Annotated in this window: 16 protein-coding genes and 1 pseudogene; 11 read left to right on the top strand and 6 right to left on the bottom strand. The window is 72.0% G+C overall.

What is annotated here, in order from left to right; translation table 11 throughout:
• Positions 1-68: 68 nt before the first annotated feature.
• Positions 69-1190: an acyltransferase family protein gene (locus ACFXI4_RS29150; protein WP_384996497.1), complete on the top strand. Its 1122-nt coding sequence runs from the start codon at positions 69-71 to the stop codon at positions 1188-1190.
• A gap of 8 nt (positions 1191-1198) precedes the next feature.
• Here the strand turns inward: ACFXI4_RS29150 and ACFXI4_RS29145 are convergent, their stop codons facing one another.
• From ACFXI4_RS29145 to ACFXI4_RS29135, 3 genes are all read right to left on the bottom strand, one after another.
• Entirely contained in the window at positions 1199-3469 is a 2271-nt protein-coding gene (locus ACFXI4_RS29145) for a M4 family metallopeptidase (RefSeq protein ID WP_384996494.1), read from the bottom strand.
• A 456-nt stretch (positions 3470-3925) separates the two neighbouring features.
• On the bottom strand, positions 3926-5080 hold the full coding sequence (locus tag ACFXI4_RS29140; RefSeq protein WP_384996491.1) for a PP2C family protein-serine/threonine phosphatase: 1155 nt from the start codon (positions 5078-5080) through the stop codon (positions 3926-3928).
• A 189-nt stretch (positions 5081-5269) separates the two neighbouring features.
• The gene (locus ACFXI4_RS29135; protein WP_384996488.1) at positions 5270-5422 is read right to left on the bottom strand and encodes a hypothetical protein; all 153 of its coding nucleotides are present in this window, start codon (positions 5420-5422) and stop codon (positions 5270-5272) included.
• A 265-nt stretch (positions 5423-5687) separates the two neighbouring features.
• On the opposite strand from ACFXI4_RS29135, the gene ACFXI4_RS29130 reads away from it, so the two are divergent.
• From ACFXI4_RS29130 to ACFXI4_RS29110, 5 genes are all read left to right on the top strand, one after another.
• A complete protein-coding gene (locus tag ACFXI4_RS29130; protein WP_384996485.1) occupies positions 5688-6548 on the top strand; it encodes a class II fructose-bisphosphate aldolase in 861 nt (286 codons plus the stop codon).
• 2 nt (positions 6549-6550) lie between these two features.
• Positions 6551-7381, top strand: a complete 831-nt coding sequence (locus tag ACFXI4_RS29125; protein WP_384996482.1) for an HAD-IA family hydrolase — start codon at positions 6551-6553, stop codon at positions 7379-7381.
• Between the two features lie 22 nt (positions 7382-7403).
• Positions 7404-8084, top strand: a complete 681-nt coding sequence (dhaL, locus tag ACFXI4_RS29120; protein ID WP_384996479.1) for a dihydroxyacetone kinase subunit DhaL — start codon at positions 7404-7406, stop codon at positions 8082-8084.
• Positions 8085-8115: 31 nt separating this feature from the next.
• On the top strand, positions 8116-9111 hold the full coding sequence (gene dhaK / locus ACFXI4_RS29115) for a dihydroxyacetone kinase subunit DhaK (protein ID WP_362730649.1): 996 nt from the start codon (positions 8116-8118) through the stop codon (positions 9109-9111).
• A gap of 102 nt (positions 9112-9213) precedes the next feature.
• Positions 9214-9387 carry a hypothetical protein gene (locus ACFXI4_RS29110; protein ID WP_362730647.1) on the top strand — a complete coding sequence of 58 codons (174 nt, stop codon included), beginning with the start codon at positions 9214-9216 and terminating at the stop codon, positions 9385-9387.
• A gap of 89 nt (positions 9388-9476) precedes the next feature.
• Here the strand turns inward: ACFXI4_RS29110 and ACFXI4_RS29105 are convergent, their stop codons facing one another.
• Entirely contained in the window at positions 9477-9980 is a 504-nt protein-coding gene (locus ACFXI4_RS29105) for a lamin tail domain-containing protein (RefSeq protein WP_384996620.1), read from the bottom strand.
• 389 nt (positions 9981-10369) lie between these two features.
• Between ACFXI4_RS29105 and ACFXI4_RS29100 the strand changes: the two genes are divergently transcribed.
• Positions 10370-11590 carry a metallophosphoesterase gene (locus ACFXI4_RS29100; RefSeq protein WP_384996474.1) on the top strand — a complete coding sequence of 407 codons (1221 nt, stop codon included), beginning with the start codon at positions 10370-10372 and terminating at the stop codon, positions 11588-11590.
• A gap of 18 nt (positions 11591-11608) precedes the next feature.
• Here the strand turns inward: ACFXI4_RS29100 and ACFXI4_RS29095 are convergent.
• Positions 11609-11926, bottom strand: a pseudogene (locus ACFXI4_RS29095) (AbfB domain-containing protein); the annotation flags it as partial.
• A gap of 219 nt (positions 11927-12145) precedes the next feature.
• Between ACFXI4_RS29095 and ACFXI4_RS29090 the strand changes: the two are divergent.
• From ACFXI4_RS29090 to ACFXI4_RS29080, 3 genes are all read left to right on the top strand, one after another.
• Entirely contained in the window at positions 12146-13573 is a 1428-nt protein-coding gene (locus tag ACFXI4_RS29090; RefSeq protein WP_384996471.1) for an amidase, read from the top strand.
• A 61-nt stretch (positions 13574-13634) separates the two neighbouring features.
• Positions 13635-13853, top strand: coding sequence for a hypothetical protein (locus ACFXI4_RS29085; protein ID WP_362720590.1), 219 nt, complete (start codon positions 13635-13637; stop codon positions 13851-13853).
• A 133-nt stretch (positions 13854-13986) separates the two neighbouring features.
• A complete protein-coding gene (locus ACFXI4_RS29080) occupies positions 13987-15477 on the top strand; it encodes a flotillin family protein (RefSeq protein WP_384996467.1) in 1491 nt (496 codons plus the stop codon).
• A 57-nt stretch (positions 15478-15534) separates the two neighbouring features.
• On the opposite strand, the gene ACFXI4_RS29075 is transcribed toward ACFXI4_RS29080, so the two are convergent.
• Entirely contained in the window at positions 15535-15948 is a 414-nt protein-coding gene (locus tag ACFXI4_RS29075; protein WP_384996464.1) for a MarR family winged helix-turn-helix transcriptional regulator, read from the bottom strand.
• 62 nt (positions 15949-16010) lie between these two features.
• On the opposite strand from ACFXI4_RS29075, the gene ACFXI4_RS29070 reads away from it, so the two are divergent.
• Complete coding sequence (locus tag ACFXI4_RS29070; RefSeq protein ID WP_362720580.1) at positions 16011-16811, top strand: alpha/beta hydrolase; 801 nt, start codon at positions 16011-16013, stop codon at positions 16809-16811.
• Positions 16812-16817: the final 6 nt, after the last annotated feature.

The following is a 16817-nucleotide window of genomic DNA, read 5'->3' as shown; positions in this document are numbered from 1 at the left end:
CGCGCCCGACCGCCCCGGCCCCGGCGGGGCAGGAGGAGACGGCCGCCGGGGCCCGCACGCACTCACCGGTGGTGGGCCTGGACGGCCTCCGCGGCCTGGCCGCCCTGTATGTCGTGCTGTTCCACTGCTGGCTGTACACCTTCCCCGGATATCCCGACAGTTCGGCGCCGCCGTGGCTGAAGGGGCTGATGTTCGGGCGCCTCGCCGTCGTCTTCTTCCTGGTGCTGTCCGGCTTCTCCCTGGCCATCTCCCCGGCGCGTCACGGCTGGCGGACGGGCGGTGTCGCCCGGTTCCTGCGCCGGCGTGCCTGGCGGATCCTGCCGCCGTACTGGGCGGCGCTGGCGATCAGCCTGCTCGTCTCCCTGTTCGTGGTGCCGGCCTCGCACTTCGGACCGCCGACCGGCAGGACCGCCCTCGTGTTCGGCCTCGTCGCCCAGGACATGATCACCGCGCCCACACCGAACGGCGCGTTCTGGTCGATCGGAGTGGAGGCCGAGCTGTACCTCCTCTTCCCCCTGCTCCTTCTTGTCCGGCGCCGGACGAACGCCGTGGTGCTGGCCGCGTGCGCGGCCCTTCCGGTGATCGCCCTCGGCCTGGCGGCGCCCGGCGCCGATCCCGTGGAGGGCGACAACTGGCTCGCCCCTCACCTCGCACCCGTGTTCGTCGTTGGTGTGATCGGCGCGGGGGTGGTCGCCGCGCGAGAGCGGGTCCGGCGCCTGCCCTGGGGATGGTTCGCGGCCCTGGCCGCCCTGCCCGTCCTGGTCCTCGGTCTCGTCAAGGGCTCCGTGTGGACGGTGCACCACTACTTCTGGATCGACCTCGCCGTCGCCCCCGCCATGACGATGCTGCTGGCCGCGGTGGCCACCGGCAGGCCCGCCCCGCTCCTGCGGCTGCTGACCACCCGGCCGGTCCGGCGGCTCGGCGACTTCTCCTACAGTCTCTACCTGATCCACCTGCCGATCGTCATGACCGTGATCCGCCGCGTCGCCCCGCACGTCGCGTCTCCCGGCCTGCCCGCGTTCTGCTGCACACTCGCCCTGGCCCTGCCGGTCTCGGTGCTCGGCGCATGGCTGTTCTCCCGGGTCTTCGAGATGCCCTTCAAACGGAACAGGTCCTGGAGATCCCTGATCGCGACGGCCCCTCCGGTCCGACGCGGCGGTCGGACCGGAGGGGCCGCTGGGGCGCCGTAGCGGCGGGATCAGGGAATGAGCCGCCACTGCTCGATGTAGCCGACGTCGATCGCGGCACGGTCCTGGACCCGGAGCTTCCAGGTGCCGGCGAGGGGCTGTGCGGAGGCGTCGACGGTGAACGTCTGGTCGACGTTGTCGGCGGAGCCGCCGCTGCGGTTCAGGAGGGAGTAGACGGTTCCGTCGGGGCCCACGAGGTCGACGGTCAGGTCACCCCGGTAGGTATGGATGATCTTGACGTAGACCTGGGTGGTGGCGGAGGCGTTCCCGGTCCGGCCGGTGACGGTGACCGGGGACTCCACCGCGGCGCCGTTGTCGGGGATGTCGACCCGGGTGGCGTTGGCGTAGATGTAGGCCACCCGCCAGGAGAAGTGCCGGGTGGCGGACGCGCCCGTGTCGTCGGTGACCGTGACCGTGACGTCGCTGGCGCCGAGCGTGGTCGGGGTGCCGGATATCAGTCCCGTGCCGCTCATCGTCAGTCCGTCCGGCAGGCCGGTCGCCGTGTACGTCAGGCCCGCGCCGGAGTTGGTGGTGTAGGCGTCCGTCTGGAGGGACACCGCCTGCCCGACACCGCTGATCTGGTCGGCGATCGGTGCGACGTTGACGCCGATCGCGACCCGGTTGCCCACGTTGATCGCCGCCCAGGCGTTGGCGACGGCGAGGTAGGCGGGGCTGTAGGCGCCGAAGAGGTCGGTCGCGGCCTGGAGCGTGGCGGTGCGGGCGCCCGCGTAGTCGGTGCTCGACGTCATGTAGGTGGTCAGAGCCCGGTACCAGACCTGCCGGGCGTTGTCGATGCCGATGCCCGTCACCGGCTGCCCGTCGTAGGTGGGGCTGTCGTAGGCGACCCCGTTGACGGTCTTCGCTCCACTGCCCTCCGAGAGCAGGTAGAAGAAGTGGTTGGCCGGGCCCGAGGAGTAGTGGACGTCGAGTCCGCCGAGCGACGGGCTCCAGTAGTCGCTGGACGCGCCGTCCTTGGAGGGCTTGTCCATGTAGCGCAGCGGGGTGCCGTCGCCGTTGATGTCGATCTTCTCCCCGACCAGGTAGTCCGGGACGTCGGCGGGCAGGTTCTCGTAGAACTCGACGGCGGCGGCGAAGATGTCGGAGGTCGCCTCGTTCAGGCCGCCCGACTCGCCGGAGTAGGTGAGCCCCGCCGTGGCGGCGGTGACGCCGTGGCTCATCTCGTGCGCGGCGACGTCGAGCGCGGTGAGCGGGTGGGTGTTGCCGGAGCCGTCGCCGTACGTCATGCAGAAGCAGCTGTCCTGCCAGAAGGCGTTGACGTAGTTGTTGCCGTAGTGGGCGCGGCTGTAGGCGGCGACACCGTCGTTGCGGATGCCGTTGCGGCCGAAGACGTCCTTGTAGAAGTCCCAGGTGGCCGCCGCGCCGAAGGCGACGTCCACGCCCGCGGTCTGCCGGTTGGCGACCGTGCCGTCGCCCCAGACATCGTTGTCGTCGGTGAAGAGGGTGCCGGTGCCCGAGGTGCCCTGGTTCAGGTCGTAGGTGCGGTGCCCGGCACGGTCGCCGTCGACGAGCTGGTAGGTCGAACCGGAGAGCGTGGTGCCGAGCGGCACGGTCCCGTCGAACTGCCCGGTGCCGGTGCCGGTCTCGACACCCTGGTAGTGGAAGAGCTGCTTGCCGGACGCCGCGTCGGTGATGACGTGGAGTTCGCTCGGCGTGCCGTCGTCCTGGACGCCTCCGACGACGGACTCCCAGGCCAGGGCGGGCCGGCCCGAGGCGGCCCAGACGACGAGACGGGGGCTGGAACCGACCTCGGGGTGCTCCGCGCCGGCCTTCGCCGCGGCGGTGAGCGCTTGGGTCCTCGCCGTGGCCGAGGAGATCTTCGCCTTCGTGGAGGTGACCGCGAGGGATGCCTTCGTGGCCCGTGACACGGTGAGCCGGCTGCCGCTCCGGTGGACGATCAGGTCCCCGCCGAGGACGGGCAGGCCCTCGTACGTGCGTTCGTAGCGGGTGTGCGTCGTACCGTCGGCGTCCTGGGTGACGTCCTTGACGACCAGCTTCTCGCCGGAGCCCAGGCCGAGGGTCTTCGCGGTGTCGGGGGCCGCGGTCGCGGCACTCCTGAGCAGTGCGGTGCGCCTGGCCGGTGAGAGTGCCGCGGGGGCCGCGCCGGCCCTGGGCGTGGCCAGGATCCGGGCGGGGGCGTGTTCGCCGCCCGTGGCCAGGGCGGTGCCCTGCTGCAGGCCGGCCGCGAGCAGGGTGGTGGCGGCGGCCAGCGCCAGGCTGACGCCGCCTCTGACGCGGCGATGGTGACGGTCCTGCCGGAACATGGCGTTCTCCTTCTGTGGGGTGGTCGGGCTCGGTGGAGCCCGGGAGAGCGGGTCGGCTGGGTCGAGCCGTCCGGCGGCGCGCGGGTGCAGGAGGAAGGGCCGAATGGGCACGGGGCGACGGGGTGACGTCTGCTCGGGGCGTGCCGGTGATGTGGGGAAAGGAGATGAGGATATGGCGTGAGGTGCCTGTGAGTGGGCGGTGAACTTCCGGAGAGCAGATTGGCATCCGCCGCACAGGGCTGTCATGACCGCATCAGAACATCGGCTTGAACTGGTGGTCGCGAGCTAGGGTTTCGAGCTCCGCGACAACGCTTTCCGGTCGCCCCCGACCGGTCCCGCACCTGCCGGAACACCCCGGCGAAAACGGAACGGCCCGCCCGGGGAGGCGGGCCGCGGTGACGCTGTTCAGCGGCAGTGGAGGAGCAGCAGCGCCGGACCGTCAGCCGCGCCGGACGATCAGTCGCGCTGCACGACGATCATGGCCATGTCGTCGTCCCGCCGTCCCCCCGTGTACGCGCCGACGTCCGCGGCGAGCCGCTCGACCATCGATCCCGGCACCTCGTCGGCCCAGACCATGGCGCGCTCCGCGAGCGGATAGAAGTCGCCCTCGGCGTTGCGGGCCTCGCTGATCCCGTCGGTGTACAGCACCAGCCGGTCGCCGTGCTCGAACGGGAAGGTCGCCGGGACGTAGCAGGGGCGGACGCGGTCCGCGCCGTTCGAGTCGACGGCCCACGCACCGAGGCCGAGCGGGGGCGACGGCTCGGGGACCGTCAGCGACCGCACCTTCTTGCCGCGATGGCCCAGCAGGAGGGGCGGCGGATGCCCGCAGCTGATCAGATGTATCACGGGCTCGTCGTCCGGGATGTCGATGACGGCGGCGGTCACGAAGCGCTCGGCGGCGTCCTCCCCCGGCTCCGAGAACTCCGCGAGCCCCCACCGGACGGCGTCCTCGATGTAGGCGACCAGTTCCGGCAGCGGGATCCTGCGGTGCGCGGCGGCACGGAAGGCGCCCAGCACGATCGCCGTGTCGCTGATGGAGGGGAGACCCTTGCCCCGGACGTCCCCGATGAGCAGCCGCGTGACGCCGGGGATCCGGGCGGCGGCGTACAGGTCGCCGCCGATGGTCGCGTCCGCTTCCGCGCTGCGGTACCGCGAGGCCAGTGTGACGGGCCCGGCCCGGTGCGGCAGCGGCCGCAGTACGACGCTCTGTGCCGCGTCGGACACCGAGCGCGCCCGGACCAGCTCGCGCTCGCGCCGGTCCCGCATCCGGGTGAACAGGACGAAGAAGACACAGACGGCGAGGAGAGCGGCGAGCTCCACGAGGACACTCTCGGTGACCAGTGTCCGTCGCTCCAGGCCGGCGAGGACGAGCGCGAGGACCGCCAGCACCCCGATCAGCCCGGTGGCGCGGGGCCCGGTGCCGACCGCGGTGACGGCCACGGCGACGACGAGGAGGTGGGCGAGATGGATGTCCGGCGGCAGGAACACGTCGGCCACCGGAATCGCCACGACCAGCAGCAGAGGGACGACCAGCCACAGACGCCCCGGCGCGGAACGGCGCCGTTCTCGTAGGGTCTCGACCAAAGATGTCGCGATCATCGCAGCGCTCACGTGATACTCCGGTACTCGTCGTCCTGCCCCGCCAACGCGCACGACATGTCTCTCATTCCCGGACACGTCCTTGTGTGATCGCATGACTGCGTTCAGTGCCGTACGCGCACGCTGCCGTCCTCGCACGGGACCACCGCGACGCCGGCGCCGAACCGCGGCGGCGGACGGCGGCCGCCCGCGCGGGTGCCGTCACTGACAGCAGGGACTCCCGCACACCACGGTGGCCGTGGGGGTGTTGCCGGTCTCCCAGGGCATGGTGGCGGCCATGGCCTGCGGGGCGAGAGCGGCGCAGGCCGCGGCGGCCACGAACACGACGGCAACCGAGCACTTGCGCAGACGCATCCGAAGCTCCTCTGTCGACGAAGGACCGGTTCACGACGTAGTCACCGCGGACAGGGTGCCGACGCCCACCACCAGTCTCCGGCGCGGACCGCGGCCGCGCCCGGCTCCCGGTCGGACGGATGTCGGCAGATCTCCACACGGTCACCGCGACCGGCAGACCGCGGTCCGCACGAGGCCGGCCCGCGCCCGCGGTAAAAGTGGCGGCGGGTGAGGCCAGGGCGTGGAATGGAGGAGCGGGGGCGGTCGGTGGAGAGGTGGAGGCGTCGTGGGTGTGACACCGCTGACCGAGATCCTCGCCAGGCCCTTCGAGGAGCGTTACGCCGTACCGGCCATCAACGTGTTCAACGACCTCACGCTGGAGGCCGTGCTGGCGGCCGCGGTGGAGAACGCGTCGCCGCTGATCGTGCAGACCTCGGTGAAGACGGTCAGGTCCGTCGGCAGCGACGTGCTCTACGCCATGTGGACGTCGATGACCGCCGGCATCGACGTCCCCGTCACCCTGCACCTGGACCACTGCCCGGAGCGTGAGGTCATCACCGAGTGCCTGCGGCGGGGATGGAACTCGGTGCTCTTCGACGCCTCCAGGCTGCCGGTCGAGGAGAACATGCGGCAGACCGTCGAGGTCGTCGCCGAGGCCCGCGCCTTCGGCGCCGCGGTAGAGGGCGAGATCGAGTCGATCACCGGCGTGGAGGACGGGATCGGCACCGACGTCGCCGCCGAGCGGCAGGACCTGGCGGTCGCGCTGGAGTTCCTGCGGACCACGCAGGTGGACGTCTTCGCACCGGCGATCGGGAACGCGCACGGATCGTACCGGCAGGCGCCGGTGCTCGACGCGCAGCGCGTCTCCGACATCGTGGCCGCCCATCCGGTACCCATCGCGCTGCACGGCGGCAGCGGGCTCTCCGACGAACAGTTCCGCGACCTGATCTCCCGGGGGTGCGCGAAGGTCAACATCTCCACGGCCCTCAAGGAGACGTACATGAAGTCGAACCTGGCCTTCCTGCGCACTGCCGAGGAGCGGCAGAAGTGGGATCCGCCCTCGCTCTTCCGGGACGTCCGCCGGGACGTCGTCGAGCTGGCCGGTTCGCTGATGAGGCTCTTCGGCAGCGCCGGGCAGGCGAGGTAGCCGTGCCCGCGCTCGTCTTCGACTGCGACGGCGTCCTCGCCGACACCGAACGCGACGGTCATCTGCCCGCCTTCAACAGGACGTTCGAGGAGTTCGGTCTCCCGGTGCGGTGGAGCGACGAGGAGTACGCGCAGAAGGTGCGGGTCGGTGGCGGCAAGGAGCGCATGCGCACGCTGCTGACCCCGGACTTCGTCGCCGCCGCCGGCCTGCCCACCGACCCGGCCGCGCTCGACGAACGGGTGGCGGCCTGGCACCGGCGCAAGACCGAGATCTACACGGCGATCATCGGGGGCGGCAGCATTCCGCCCCGGCCCGGGGTGCGACGGGTCGCCACGGAGGCGCACGAGGCCGGGTGGGCGCTCGCGGTCGCCTCCACCTCCGCGGAGCCGTCCGTCCGCAGCGTGCTCGAACTCGCCATGGGTCCCGAGCTGGCCTCCCGCTTCGCTGTCTTCGCCGGGGACGTGGTCCAGCGGAAGAAGCCGGCCCCGGACATCTACGCCTTCGCCCTGGACCGGCTGGGCCTGCGGCCCGCGGACGCCGTCGTGATCGAGGACAGCCGCAACGGACTGCTGGCCGCGCTCGGCGCCGGGCTCACCTGCGCGGTCACGACCAGCGCCTACACGGGCCAGGAGGACTTCACCGGGGCCGCCCTGGTGGTCACCTCGCTCGGCGATCCGCCGCCGCGGGAGACCGTCGCCCGGGTGCTCAGCGATCCGTTCGGTGTCGCCCCGGGGCCGTACGTCGTGCTCGCGGACCTCGCCCGCCTGCTCACCGCCGCCGGCCCGGGACCCGGTGCCAGGGACCCCGCGCCGGCCGACCCCCGACCGCACTGACGTCACGGCAGTCAGGAGAGACATGTCAGCACCATCGCCATCGTCACCCCCGTCGCCGTCGGCGCCCGGTGGCGACCTCACCTTCGTGGTGCGGACGATCGCCCGGACCGCGGTGGACAACGAGCGGGCCTTCAGCGACCTCGACGCCGTCGCGGGGGACGGGGATTTCGGGTACTCGCTCGCCCGTGGTTTCGAGATCGTGCTCGCCGACTGGGACGACCTCGCCGCGGACGCGCCGGCCGGCTTCCTGAAGAAGGTCGCGATGGTGATCTCCAAACGGGTCGGCGGCACGTCGGGGCCGCTGTGGGGCACCGCCTTCCTGCGAGCCGCCGGCGCCGTGAAGGACCGGCCGGAACTGGACGCCGGGGACGCGGTCGGCATGCTGCGGGCCGCCGCGGAGGGCATCAAGGCGCGAGGCAGGTCGGACGTCGGCGACAAGACCCTGCTGGATGCCCTGATCCCGATGACCGACGCCCTGGAGCGGCGGCTGGCACAGGGCGAACCGGCCGCCGGCGCAGCCGAACTGGCCGCCCTGGCCGCCACGACCGCGCGCGCCGCCGCCGACGCGACGGCATCCATGCAGGCCCGCCGCGGCCGCCAGAGCTACACCGGTGAGCGCAGCATCGGCTCGCCCGACCCGGGCGCGGTGGCGATCGCGGTCATGGCGGAGCGCGTCGCCGCCGAGTGGGACGCACGCGACTGACGCGACCGGCTGGACCAGGAGGAGTCACGGCATGAAGAAGTTCGTCAACGACCCGAAGGACTACGTGGCGCAGATGCTGGAGGGGCTGGCCTTGGCCAACCCCGGCACGCTGAGGTACGTGCCCGAGTACAACCTGATCATGCGTGCCGACGCCCCGCGGGAGAACAAGGTCTCTATCGTGCAGGGCTCCGGATCCGGTCACGAGCCGGCCCACGTGATGACCGTCGGCAAGGGGATGCTCGACGCCGCTTGTCCGGGAGACGTGTTCGCCGCACCGCCCGCCGACTACGTGTACGAGACGGTCAAGCTGGTCGCCTCCCCGAAGGGTGTGCTGCTGCTGGTCAACAACTATACCGGGGACCGCATGGCGTTCGAGATGGCCGAGGAGCTGTCCCGGGCCGACGGGGTGACCGTCCGCACTCTCTTCATCGACGACGACGTGGCCGTACAGGACTCGACGTACACCGTCGGCCGGCGCGGGGTGGCCGGGAACTTCTTCGTGATGAAGGCCGTCGGGGCGGCCGCCGAGCGGGGTGCGGACCTCGACGAGGTGTACCGGATCGGCGAGAAGGTCAACTCGGTCACCCGCACCATGGGCATGGCACTCACCGCCTGCACGCCTCCGGCGAAGGGCGCACCGCTGTTCGAACTGCCGGACGACGCGGTCGAGATGGGCGTGGGCATCCACGGCGAACCGGGCCGCAGGCGGGAGAAGCTGCAGTCGGCGGACGCGATGGTGGCCGAGCTGGTCGGCGCGGTCGTGGACGACCTGCCCTTCTCCTCGGGTGACCGCGTCGCCCTGATGGTCAACGGCCTCGGCGGCACCCCGATCGGTGAGCTGTACCTGGTGTACGGCCTGGCCCACAAGCAGCTGGCCGAGCGCGGCATCGAGGTAGGGCGCAGTTACGTGGGCGAGTACTGCACCTCCCTCGACATGGCCGGCGCCTCCGTCACCCTGGTTCGGCTGGACGACGAGATCTTCGGCCTGCTCACCGACCCGGCCGAGATCCCGATCCGGGTCTTCTGACGGTTCGTCCCTCGGCCCTGACTCCTCATGGTCGGCCGGCAACGGGCTTGTGGAGGTGATGTGCGGGCATACGGGATTCACCCCATCGAGAGGAGCCCGCTCATGGCCGCCATCATCGCCGCGGTGTTGTTCTTCATCGCCTTCCTGATCAACGCGGCGGACATCAGTACCAACGACACCTTCACCTCCACGAACCTGATGCTGCTGGGCCTGACCGCCCTGGCTCTGCACGTGGCGGGAATAGGCACCGGCTGGTCCTACCGGAGGCGCCGCTGACCACGTACTCCACGACGGTGGGCCCGGCGCGCGTGGTGATGCCCGCCGGGCCCTTCCCCGCGCTCCCCGTGGGGAGCGCGGTGGACGGGTCAGTGGCGGTTGGGAGTGCTGTTGCGGTGGCCGCCGTTGCGGTGGCCGTGGCGGTGGCCCCAGCTGACCTGGTCGACGATGCGGGCATGGTCGTTGCGCAGGGTCGCGGTGTCGTTGCGGTCGTCCCAGGCGTAGCCGCGGCGGTCCTGGTAGACGTCGCGGGCGTTGTCGCGGCCCACCCCGGTGTGGACGCGGACGGTGGCCCGTCCTTCCAGACGGACGTGGCGGAAGGTGTAGCGGCGGCCGTCCCCGCCGGTCAGGGTCCAGTGGTCCAGGTTCACCGTCCGACGGGTGGCGTTGGTGATGTCCACCCACTCGTTGTTCAGGGAGCGGTTGGAGCGGTCGTCGCGTCCCGGGGAGTCGTACTGCACCTTGCTGATCACCACGTCGCCGTGCGGGCGGGCGCCCGGACGGCCGTCGGCGGCGGCGGGCAGGGCGAGCGCGCCCACGGCGGCAGCGGCCACGGCGGCGGCGGCGGTCAGACGGCGGGCGGTCACGGACATGGACACGAGGTCCCCCTCCTCGGAGCCGGCACACCCGGGGCGGGCGACGGGAACGTCGCAGGCCACCCGGGGTGCGTGGTGCGGGTCGGCGGCCGGTCGGCCGCACACCCACACCCTGCCCACCGTGCGGAGGGAAGGTGAGGGGTACGCGAAGGTCATGACAGTTCCGTCATGTTCCTATGACTCTCCCCTGCAACCTCCATGTATGCGCCGAATGCACGGTGTTGACGCCCACCCACCGCTCGATCCCCCACGGACTGCGGGCTTGCGCCCCACCCGCCGGCCCACCGCACCGACCCCCACCACCCAGGCCGTCACCCGAAAGTGAGTAACAACGGGAGCGACCGGATACAGTGCGCGAGACGGCAGCCTGGTCAGGGAGGGGAAGCGTGACCGACACCAGCAACACCCGGCCCGCCGATGCGGAAGCGCAGGCGCCGCGGCGGAGCCCGCTGCACCGCCTGATGCGCTACATCCCGCTGATCGCCCCCGTCCTGCTGTGGACCGTGCCCTGCTGGGTGCTCCTGTACGGCGGCCAGCACTGGCCGCTGCCCGTCACGCCGGCCGGCACCGCCCTGTTCGCCCTCGGCCTCATCGGTATGCCGCTCGCCATGGCGCGCGGCCACGGCCGGCGCCAGCAGGACGGGGCGGCGATCATCGGTGACACCCTGCTGGGCGTCGGCTGGGTGCTGTTCACCTGGTCCGTCCTGCTCGGCGTCCTCCTCCGGCTCGCCCTGACCGTGGCCGGTGTCGGCGAGGGCCAGGACCGAGCCCGGATCGTCACCTGGGCGGTCCTCGGCGTCACCGCCGCGCTGCTCGCCTGGGGGTACGCCGAGGCCCGCCGCGTGCCGCGCGTGCGCCGACTCGAGGTGCGGCTCCCACGACTGGGTGCCGGGTTGGACGGCATCCGCGTCGCCCTCATCACCGACACCCACTACGGCCCGCTCGACCGCGCCCGCTGGTCGGCCCGGGTCTGCGAGACGGTGAACGCCCTGGAGGCCGACCTGGTCTGCCACACCGGCGACATCGCGGACGGTACGGCCGAACGCCGCCGCGCCCAGGCCGCCCCGCTCGGTACGGTGCGGGCCACCCGGGCCCGCGTGTACGTCACCGGTAACCACGAGTACTACAGCGAGGCCCAGGGCTGGGTCGACCTGATGGACGAGCTGGGCTGGGAGCCGCTGCGCAACCGCCATCTGCTGGTCGAACGCGGAGGCGACACCCTCGTGGTCGCCGGCGTGGACGACGTCACCGCCGAAGCCTCCGGTCTGGCAGGCCACGGCGCCCATCTCGCCGGAGCCCTGGCCGGCGCCGACCGCGACCTGCCCGTCCTCCTCCTGGCCCACCAGCCGAAGTTCATCGACCGGGCGGCAGCCGAGGGCATCGACCTTCAGCTCTCCGGCCACACCCACGGCGGCCAGATCTGGCCCTTCCACCACCTGGTCCGCATCGACCAGCCCGCTCTCGCCGGCCTCAGTCACCACGGCGCCCGGACCCTGCTCTACACCAGCCGCGGCACCGGCTTCTGGGGCCCGCCGTTCCGCGTCTTCGCCCCCAGCGAGATCACCCTGCTCGTACTCCGCTCCCCGCACCTGGCCACCTCGCCTTAGCGGGGAGCGCGCCGCGGCTCAGGCCCATGCGGTCACCGGCACGAAGGAACTGTTCCGGCGGAACAGGTCCGCGCCGTCCGCGCGGAGTTGGCAGTCGTAGTGGCGGAGGCAGCAGCCGGGGCAGTTGTACGACTCGAAGCGCACCAGGGCGCTGTCCGTGCCCGTCCGGACGATGAACGTGGCGTCCCCCGCGAACAGGGACGTGCCGTCGTCGGCGTCGAATCGGGGTCAGCGGCGGCACCTGGAGCCGGTCACGACCGGGAGGCCGGGAAGGGCGGACTGCTCCTGCCAGTACCGGGCCGGGCAGTTGACGGACCGGAAGGATCGGGCCGTGTTTCCTCGGACTGCGTCTCGCGGACGCGGACACGTCCCGGCGTCCGTCATGTCGAACATGGCTCGAGAAAGCGAGCAGAAAACACGAGGGTCGACAGGCTCACGCCAAGGGGCGGACCGGTCCTGGGACATGACCGGGCGCCGGCTGTGCGAAAACTGTCCGGCGCGGCCCGACTCGACGTTACCCTCCGGTAAGTAGCACGCTACAGAAGGTGGGTTCGCATGCCGTCCGACCGTTCACCGGGTCTGGCCGAGTCCGTACGCGCCCTGGCGGCCGGCGAGATGACCTCCCGTCAGCTCGTCCAGGACTGCCTCGAGAGGATCGGGTCCACCCAGGGCTCCCTCAACGCCTTCCGGATCGTCCGCGCGTCCGCCGCGCTCGCCGAAGCCGACGCCGCCGACCGGGAGCTGGCCGCCGGGGTGCGCCGTCCACTGCTCGGGGTGCCGGTCGCGGTGAAGGACGACACGGACGTGGCCGGCGAGCCGACCGCGTTCGGCTGCCGGGGCGACTTCCCGCCCGTGGCCGAGGACGGTGAAGCGGTACGACGGCTGCGGGCGGCCGGAGCGGTGATCATCGGCAAGACCAACACCTGCGAACTGGGACAGTGGCCGTTCACCGAGGGACCGGCCTTCGGCGCGACCCGTAACCCCTGGCAGCCGGGACACACTCCGGGCGGTTCATCGGGCGGGTCGGCGGCCGCCGTCGCGGCGGGGCTCGTCCCGGCCGCGCTCGGCTCGGACGGCGCCGGGTCGGTGCGCATACCGGCCTCCTGGACCCACCTCGTCGGCATCAAGCCCCAGCGCGGCCGGATCTCGACCTGGCCGCGCGGCGAGTCCTTCCAGGGCATCACCGTCAACGGCACTCTGGCCCGCACGGTCGCCGACGCCGCCCTGCTGCTGGACGCGGCCAGCGGCAACCACCCCCAGGACCCGCACCGCCCACAGGAGTTGACGACCTCCGACGCGGTCGGCCGCGACCCGGGGCGGCTGCGTATCGCGCTGTCCCTGAAGCCGCCGTTCACCGCGCTGCCCGCCCGCCTCCAGCCGGACGTACGCGCCCGGGTCCTGGAACTCGCTGAGAAACTCGCCGCGTTGGGCCACACCGTCGAAGAGGCCGACCCGCCCTACGGCCGGATCGGACTCACCTTCGTCCCGCGCGCCACGGTCGGGATCGCCGAACGCGTCCGCGAGACGGCGCAACCCGCTCTGCTCGACAGGCGCACCCTGGAGGCGGCCCGGCTGGGCCGGCTGCTCGGCGGCGCCCCGCTGCGGGCCGCCCGGCGCGCGGAGACGGCCCTGCGCCACAGGTTCGGCGGCTTCTTCGCGTCCTACGACGCGGTCCTCGCGCCGACCACCGCGACTCCCCCGCCCCGCGTCGGCGCGCTGCTGGAGCTGGGCCAGTTCGCCACCGACCGGGCGATGATCGCCGCCTGCCCCTACGCCTGGCCGTGGAACGTGCTGGGGTGGCCGGGCGTCAATGTGCCCGCCGGATTCGTGGGCGACGGACTCCCGGTGGGCGCCCAGTTGCTCGGCCCGGCCGACAGCGAGCCGCTGCTCGTGTCCGTCGCCGCCCAGCTGGAGGCCGAACTGCGCTGGCACGAGCACTGGCCGCCGGCCCGGGCCGTGGTGACCGGCTCGCCGGCCGCATGACGGCCCCGCGACCGGCGCCCGGCGGCTTTCCCGTCGCCTGCCCCGCCCGTACCCTCTGACCATGGACGATGCGTCGATGGTCGGGCTCATGGGGCGGGTCACCGGAACGGTCGGGCCCGGACTCGTCGGCGAGGTGATCGTCCGGGTGCGCGGAGGCGCCGAGCACTTCCTCGCCTACGCCGCCGACGCCGGCACCCGGATCGAGCCGGGGACGGTGGTGACGGTGGTCGAGCACCTGCCGCCGCGAACGGTCTACGTCATGCCCGCGTACGACAGTTGAGCACGCGTAGCCCCAGGTGAGGGGCGTATGCGTCAAGATGGCAACAAGGATCCGCCAGTGTCTTCACCCCGCGCTCGCGCGAGCGCACACTCCCTTCGTTCGGTGCCGTGAGGGCACCAGGCAAAGGGGGCGAATGCCGATGGTCGTCGGCGTCGTTGCGGGTGCGGCGGTTCTCGCCGCCCTCGTGCTGATCGGTGTGTTCAAGATGATGTGGCGGGTCGCCGAGCCGAACGAGGCGCTCATCATCTCCGGTTCGAACCATCGGACCGAAGGTCTCGAAGCAGGCATGGGTTTCCGCATCGTCACGGGGCGCGGCACGCTGGTACTGCCGGGCGTGCAGGCGGTGCGCAAGCTGTCACTGGACCTGAACGAGACCGAGTTGTCGGTGGACTGCGTGACCCAGCAGGGCATTCCGCTGAAGGTACGGGGGGTGGTCATCTTCAAGGTGGGCGACGACTTCGTGTCGATCGCCAACGCGGGCCGGCGGTTCCTGGACCAGCAGAAGCTGATGTCCGAGCGGGTGCACAACGTGTTCGCCGGTCATCTGCGGTCCATCGTGGGCGGGTTGACGGTCGAGGACATGATCCGCGACCGGGACAAGCTCACCGGGCAGACCCGGGCCGCCTGTGGCACGGAGATGGAGAAGCTGGGGCTCATCGTCGACTCCCTGCAGATCCACGAGATCGAGGATCCGACCGGGTACATCAAGAACCTGGCGATGCCGCACGCCGCCGCCGTGCAGCGGGACGCGCGGATCGCGCAGGCGGAGGCCAATCGTCTCGCCACCGAGGCGGAGCAGGCCTCGTTCGCCCGGATGGCGGAGGCCACCCGGGACAGCGAGATCCTCCAGGCCGGCTACCAGGCCGAGCGCGACAAGGCGGCGGCCCAGTCCCGCCAGGCCGGTCCGCTCGCCGACGCGGCCGCCCGGCAGGAGGTCGTCGTCCAGGAGACGCGGGTCGCCGAGCTGGAGGCGCACCGGCGTGAGCAGCAGCTCCAGGCGGACGTCCGCAAGCCTGCCGACGCCAAGGCCTACGAGAAGCGCACGCTGGCCGAGGCCGAGCGGGACGCACGCATCTCGGCGGCCCAGGCCAAGGCGAAGGAGACGGAACTGGCGGCGGCGGCCGAGGCGACCCGGGTCAAGGCGGCCGCGAGCGCCGAGGCCGAGGCCACCAAGGCCCGGGGTACGGCGAGCGCCGCCGCGACCCGCGCCACCGGTGAGGCCGAGGCGGCCGCGGCACAGGCCAGGGGCCTGGCGGACGCCGAGGCGGCCAAGGCCAAGGGCCTCGCCGAGGCGGAGGCCATCAAGGCCCGTGCCGCCGCCCTGGCGGAGAACCAGGAGGCGGTGGTCGCCCAGCAACTCGCCGAGAACTGGCCGGAGATCGTGAAGGCCGGCGCTTCGGCGTTCGGCAACGTCGACAACATGGTGCTGCTCAACGGCGCCGACGGCATGGGGGAGATGTTCGCCAAGGCGCTCACGATGGGCGGCACCGGACTGGGGCTGGCCCGCCAGCTGCTGGCCTCGATGAACAAGAACGGGCAGGACCACACCGGGGCTTCGCCGGTCCTCAACGGCGTCGCGGCCCCGAAGGCGCAGAAGGTTCCGGTGGAGCAGGACGGCGAGTAGCCGCCGGCGCGACGCACGACAGGGGTGCCCCCGGCGGGTCCGGGGGCATCTCCGCGCTCACTCTTGCTCGTTGAGCCGCCGCAACAGCTCCAGCAGGGCGCTCCGCTCGGCCGCCGTCAGCCCGGCGAAGCATCCGGCGAGCACCTCGCCGGCCACCCCGTGCCCGGCCGCCAGGATGCGCTCGCCGTCCGGGGTGAGGTGGTGCTGGATGCGGCGTCCGTGGCCCGGCCGCCGTTCCACCAGACCCTGCGCGGCCAGCCGGCCCACCAGCGTGCCGAAGGCCTGCTCGCTCTGGAAGGTGGCGGCGGCCAGCTCGCGCGCCGAGGCGCCGGGCAGCCGGTCGATGGCGCGCAGCGCGTCCCACTGCGCGAGGGTGGTACCGACGGCCGAGAGCGCGCTGTCCATCGCCCGGTGCTGCCGGTACTGGGCCTGTTTCACCGCTCTTCCGAGAACGTGCAGGTCATCGTGCATGGGTCGAGTCTAACTCATGACTAAGCTTGTTTATATAAAGATGTTTAGTTAGAGTTCCCGGCATGACGACGAACCGCACCGTCCAGGTGTATCCCGACCTGCCCGTCTCTCTCACCGAGGCCGGTTCCGGCCGCCCCGTCCTCGTCCTGCACGGAGGCGGCGGCCCCGCCACCGTCGCCGGTCTCGCCGCCCGCCTCGCCGAGTCCGGCCGCGTGCTCACCCCCGTCCATCCCGGCTGGGACGGAACGCCCCGCCCCGACTGGTTCACGAGCGTGGAGGACCTCGCCGTCGCCTATCTCCACCTGCTCCAGGACTGCGAGGCGGGCGACGTCCTGGTGGTCGGCTCCTCGCTGGGCGGTCAACTCGCCGCCGAGATGGCGATACGCGACACCGGCGGGCTGATCACCGGCCTGGTCCTGGTCAACGCGGTCGGCGCGGACGTCGAAGGCGAGCAGGTCACCGACTTCTTCGCGCTGGACCCGCGCGCCCAGGCCGAGCACTCCTGGCACGACCCGGACCGCTTCTACGTCGACCCGGCCACCCTCCCCGCCGCCGAACTCGACCGCCGCCGGGCCAACATGGCGACCATGCGGTTGCTCACCGACGGCGGCCGGATGACCAGTGCGAAGCTGATGCCGAGGCTCGGACGGGTGGCACAGCCGGTACTGGTGATCTGGGGCGAGAGCGACCGCGTCGTCACCCCCGCCTACGGAGCCGCCTACGCGAAGGCCTTCCCCCAGGGCCGGTTCGAGCCGGTGCCCGGGGCCGGCCACCTTCCGCACATCGAACGTGCCGACTTCACCGCCGAGTTGATCGAGACCGAGCTGCGCCGTACCGGCACCCCGCGTGTTCTCGCAGGCTGAGGCCCC

The organism is Streptomyces sp. NPDC059224 (assembly GCF_042754285.1).
In the GTDB taxonomy this organism is placed as follows: Bacteria; Actinomycetota; Actinomycetes; order Streptomycetales; family Streptomycetaceae; genus Streptomyces.
Note: the sequence above shows the minus strand (reverse complement) of the source record. Positions and strands in the feature narration are given on the sequence as shown.

Excerpts from the sequence above, each read along its gene's own strand:
- ACFXI4_RS29080 (WP_384996467.1), top strand. The coding sequence starts at position 13,987 with ATGCCGATGGTCGTCGGCGTCGTTGCGGGTGCGGCGGTTCTCGCCGCC.
- ACFXI4_RS29145 (WP_384996494.1), bottom strand. The coding sequence starts at position 3,469 with ATGTTCCGGCAGGACCGTCACCATCGCCGCGTCAGAGGCGGCGTCAGC.
- dhaL (WP_384996479.1), top strand. The coding sequence starts at position 7,404 with ATGTCAGCACCATCGCCATCGTCACCCCCGTCGCCGTCGGCGCCCGGT.
- dhaK (WP_362730649.1), top strand. The coding sequence starts at position 8,116 with ATGAAGAAGTTCGTCAACGACCCGAAGGACTACGTGGCGCAGATGCTG.
- ACFXI4_RS29085 (WP_362720590.1), top strand. The coding sequence starts at position 13,635 with ATGGACGATGCGTCGATGGTCGGGCTCATGGGGCGGGTCACCGGAACG.
- ACFXI4_RS29090 (WP_384996471.1), top strand. The coding sequence starts at position 12,146 with ATGCCGTCCGACCGTTCACCGGGTCTGGCCGAGTCCGTACGCGCCCTG.
- ACFXI4_RS29110 (WP_362730647.1), top strand. The coding sequence starts at position 9,214 with ATGGCCGCCATCATCGCCGCGGTGTTGTTCTTCATCGCCTTCCTGATC.
- ACFXI4_RS29135 (WP_384996488.1), bottom strand. The coding sequence starts at position 5,422 with ATGCGTCTGCGCAAGTGCTCGGTTGCCGTCGTGTTCGTGGCCGCCGCG.
- ACFXI4_RS29105 (WP_384996620.1), bottom strand. The coding sequence starts at position 9,980 with ATGTCCGTGACCGCCCGCCGTCTGACCGCCGCCGCCGCCGTGGCCGCT.
- ACFXI4_RS29070 (WP_362720580.1), top strand. The coding sequence starts at position 16,011 with ATGACGACGAACCGCACCGTCCAGGTGTATCCCGACCTGCCCGTCTCT.
- ACFXI4_RS29075 (WP_384996464.1), bottom strand. The coding sequence starts at position 15,948 with ATGCACGATGACCTGCACGTTCTCGGAAGAGCGGTGAAACAGGCCCAG.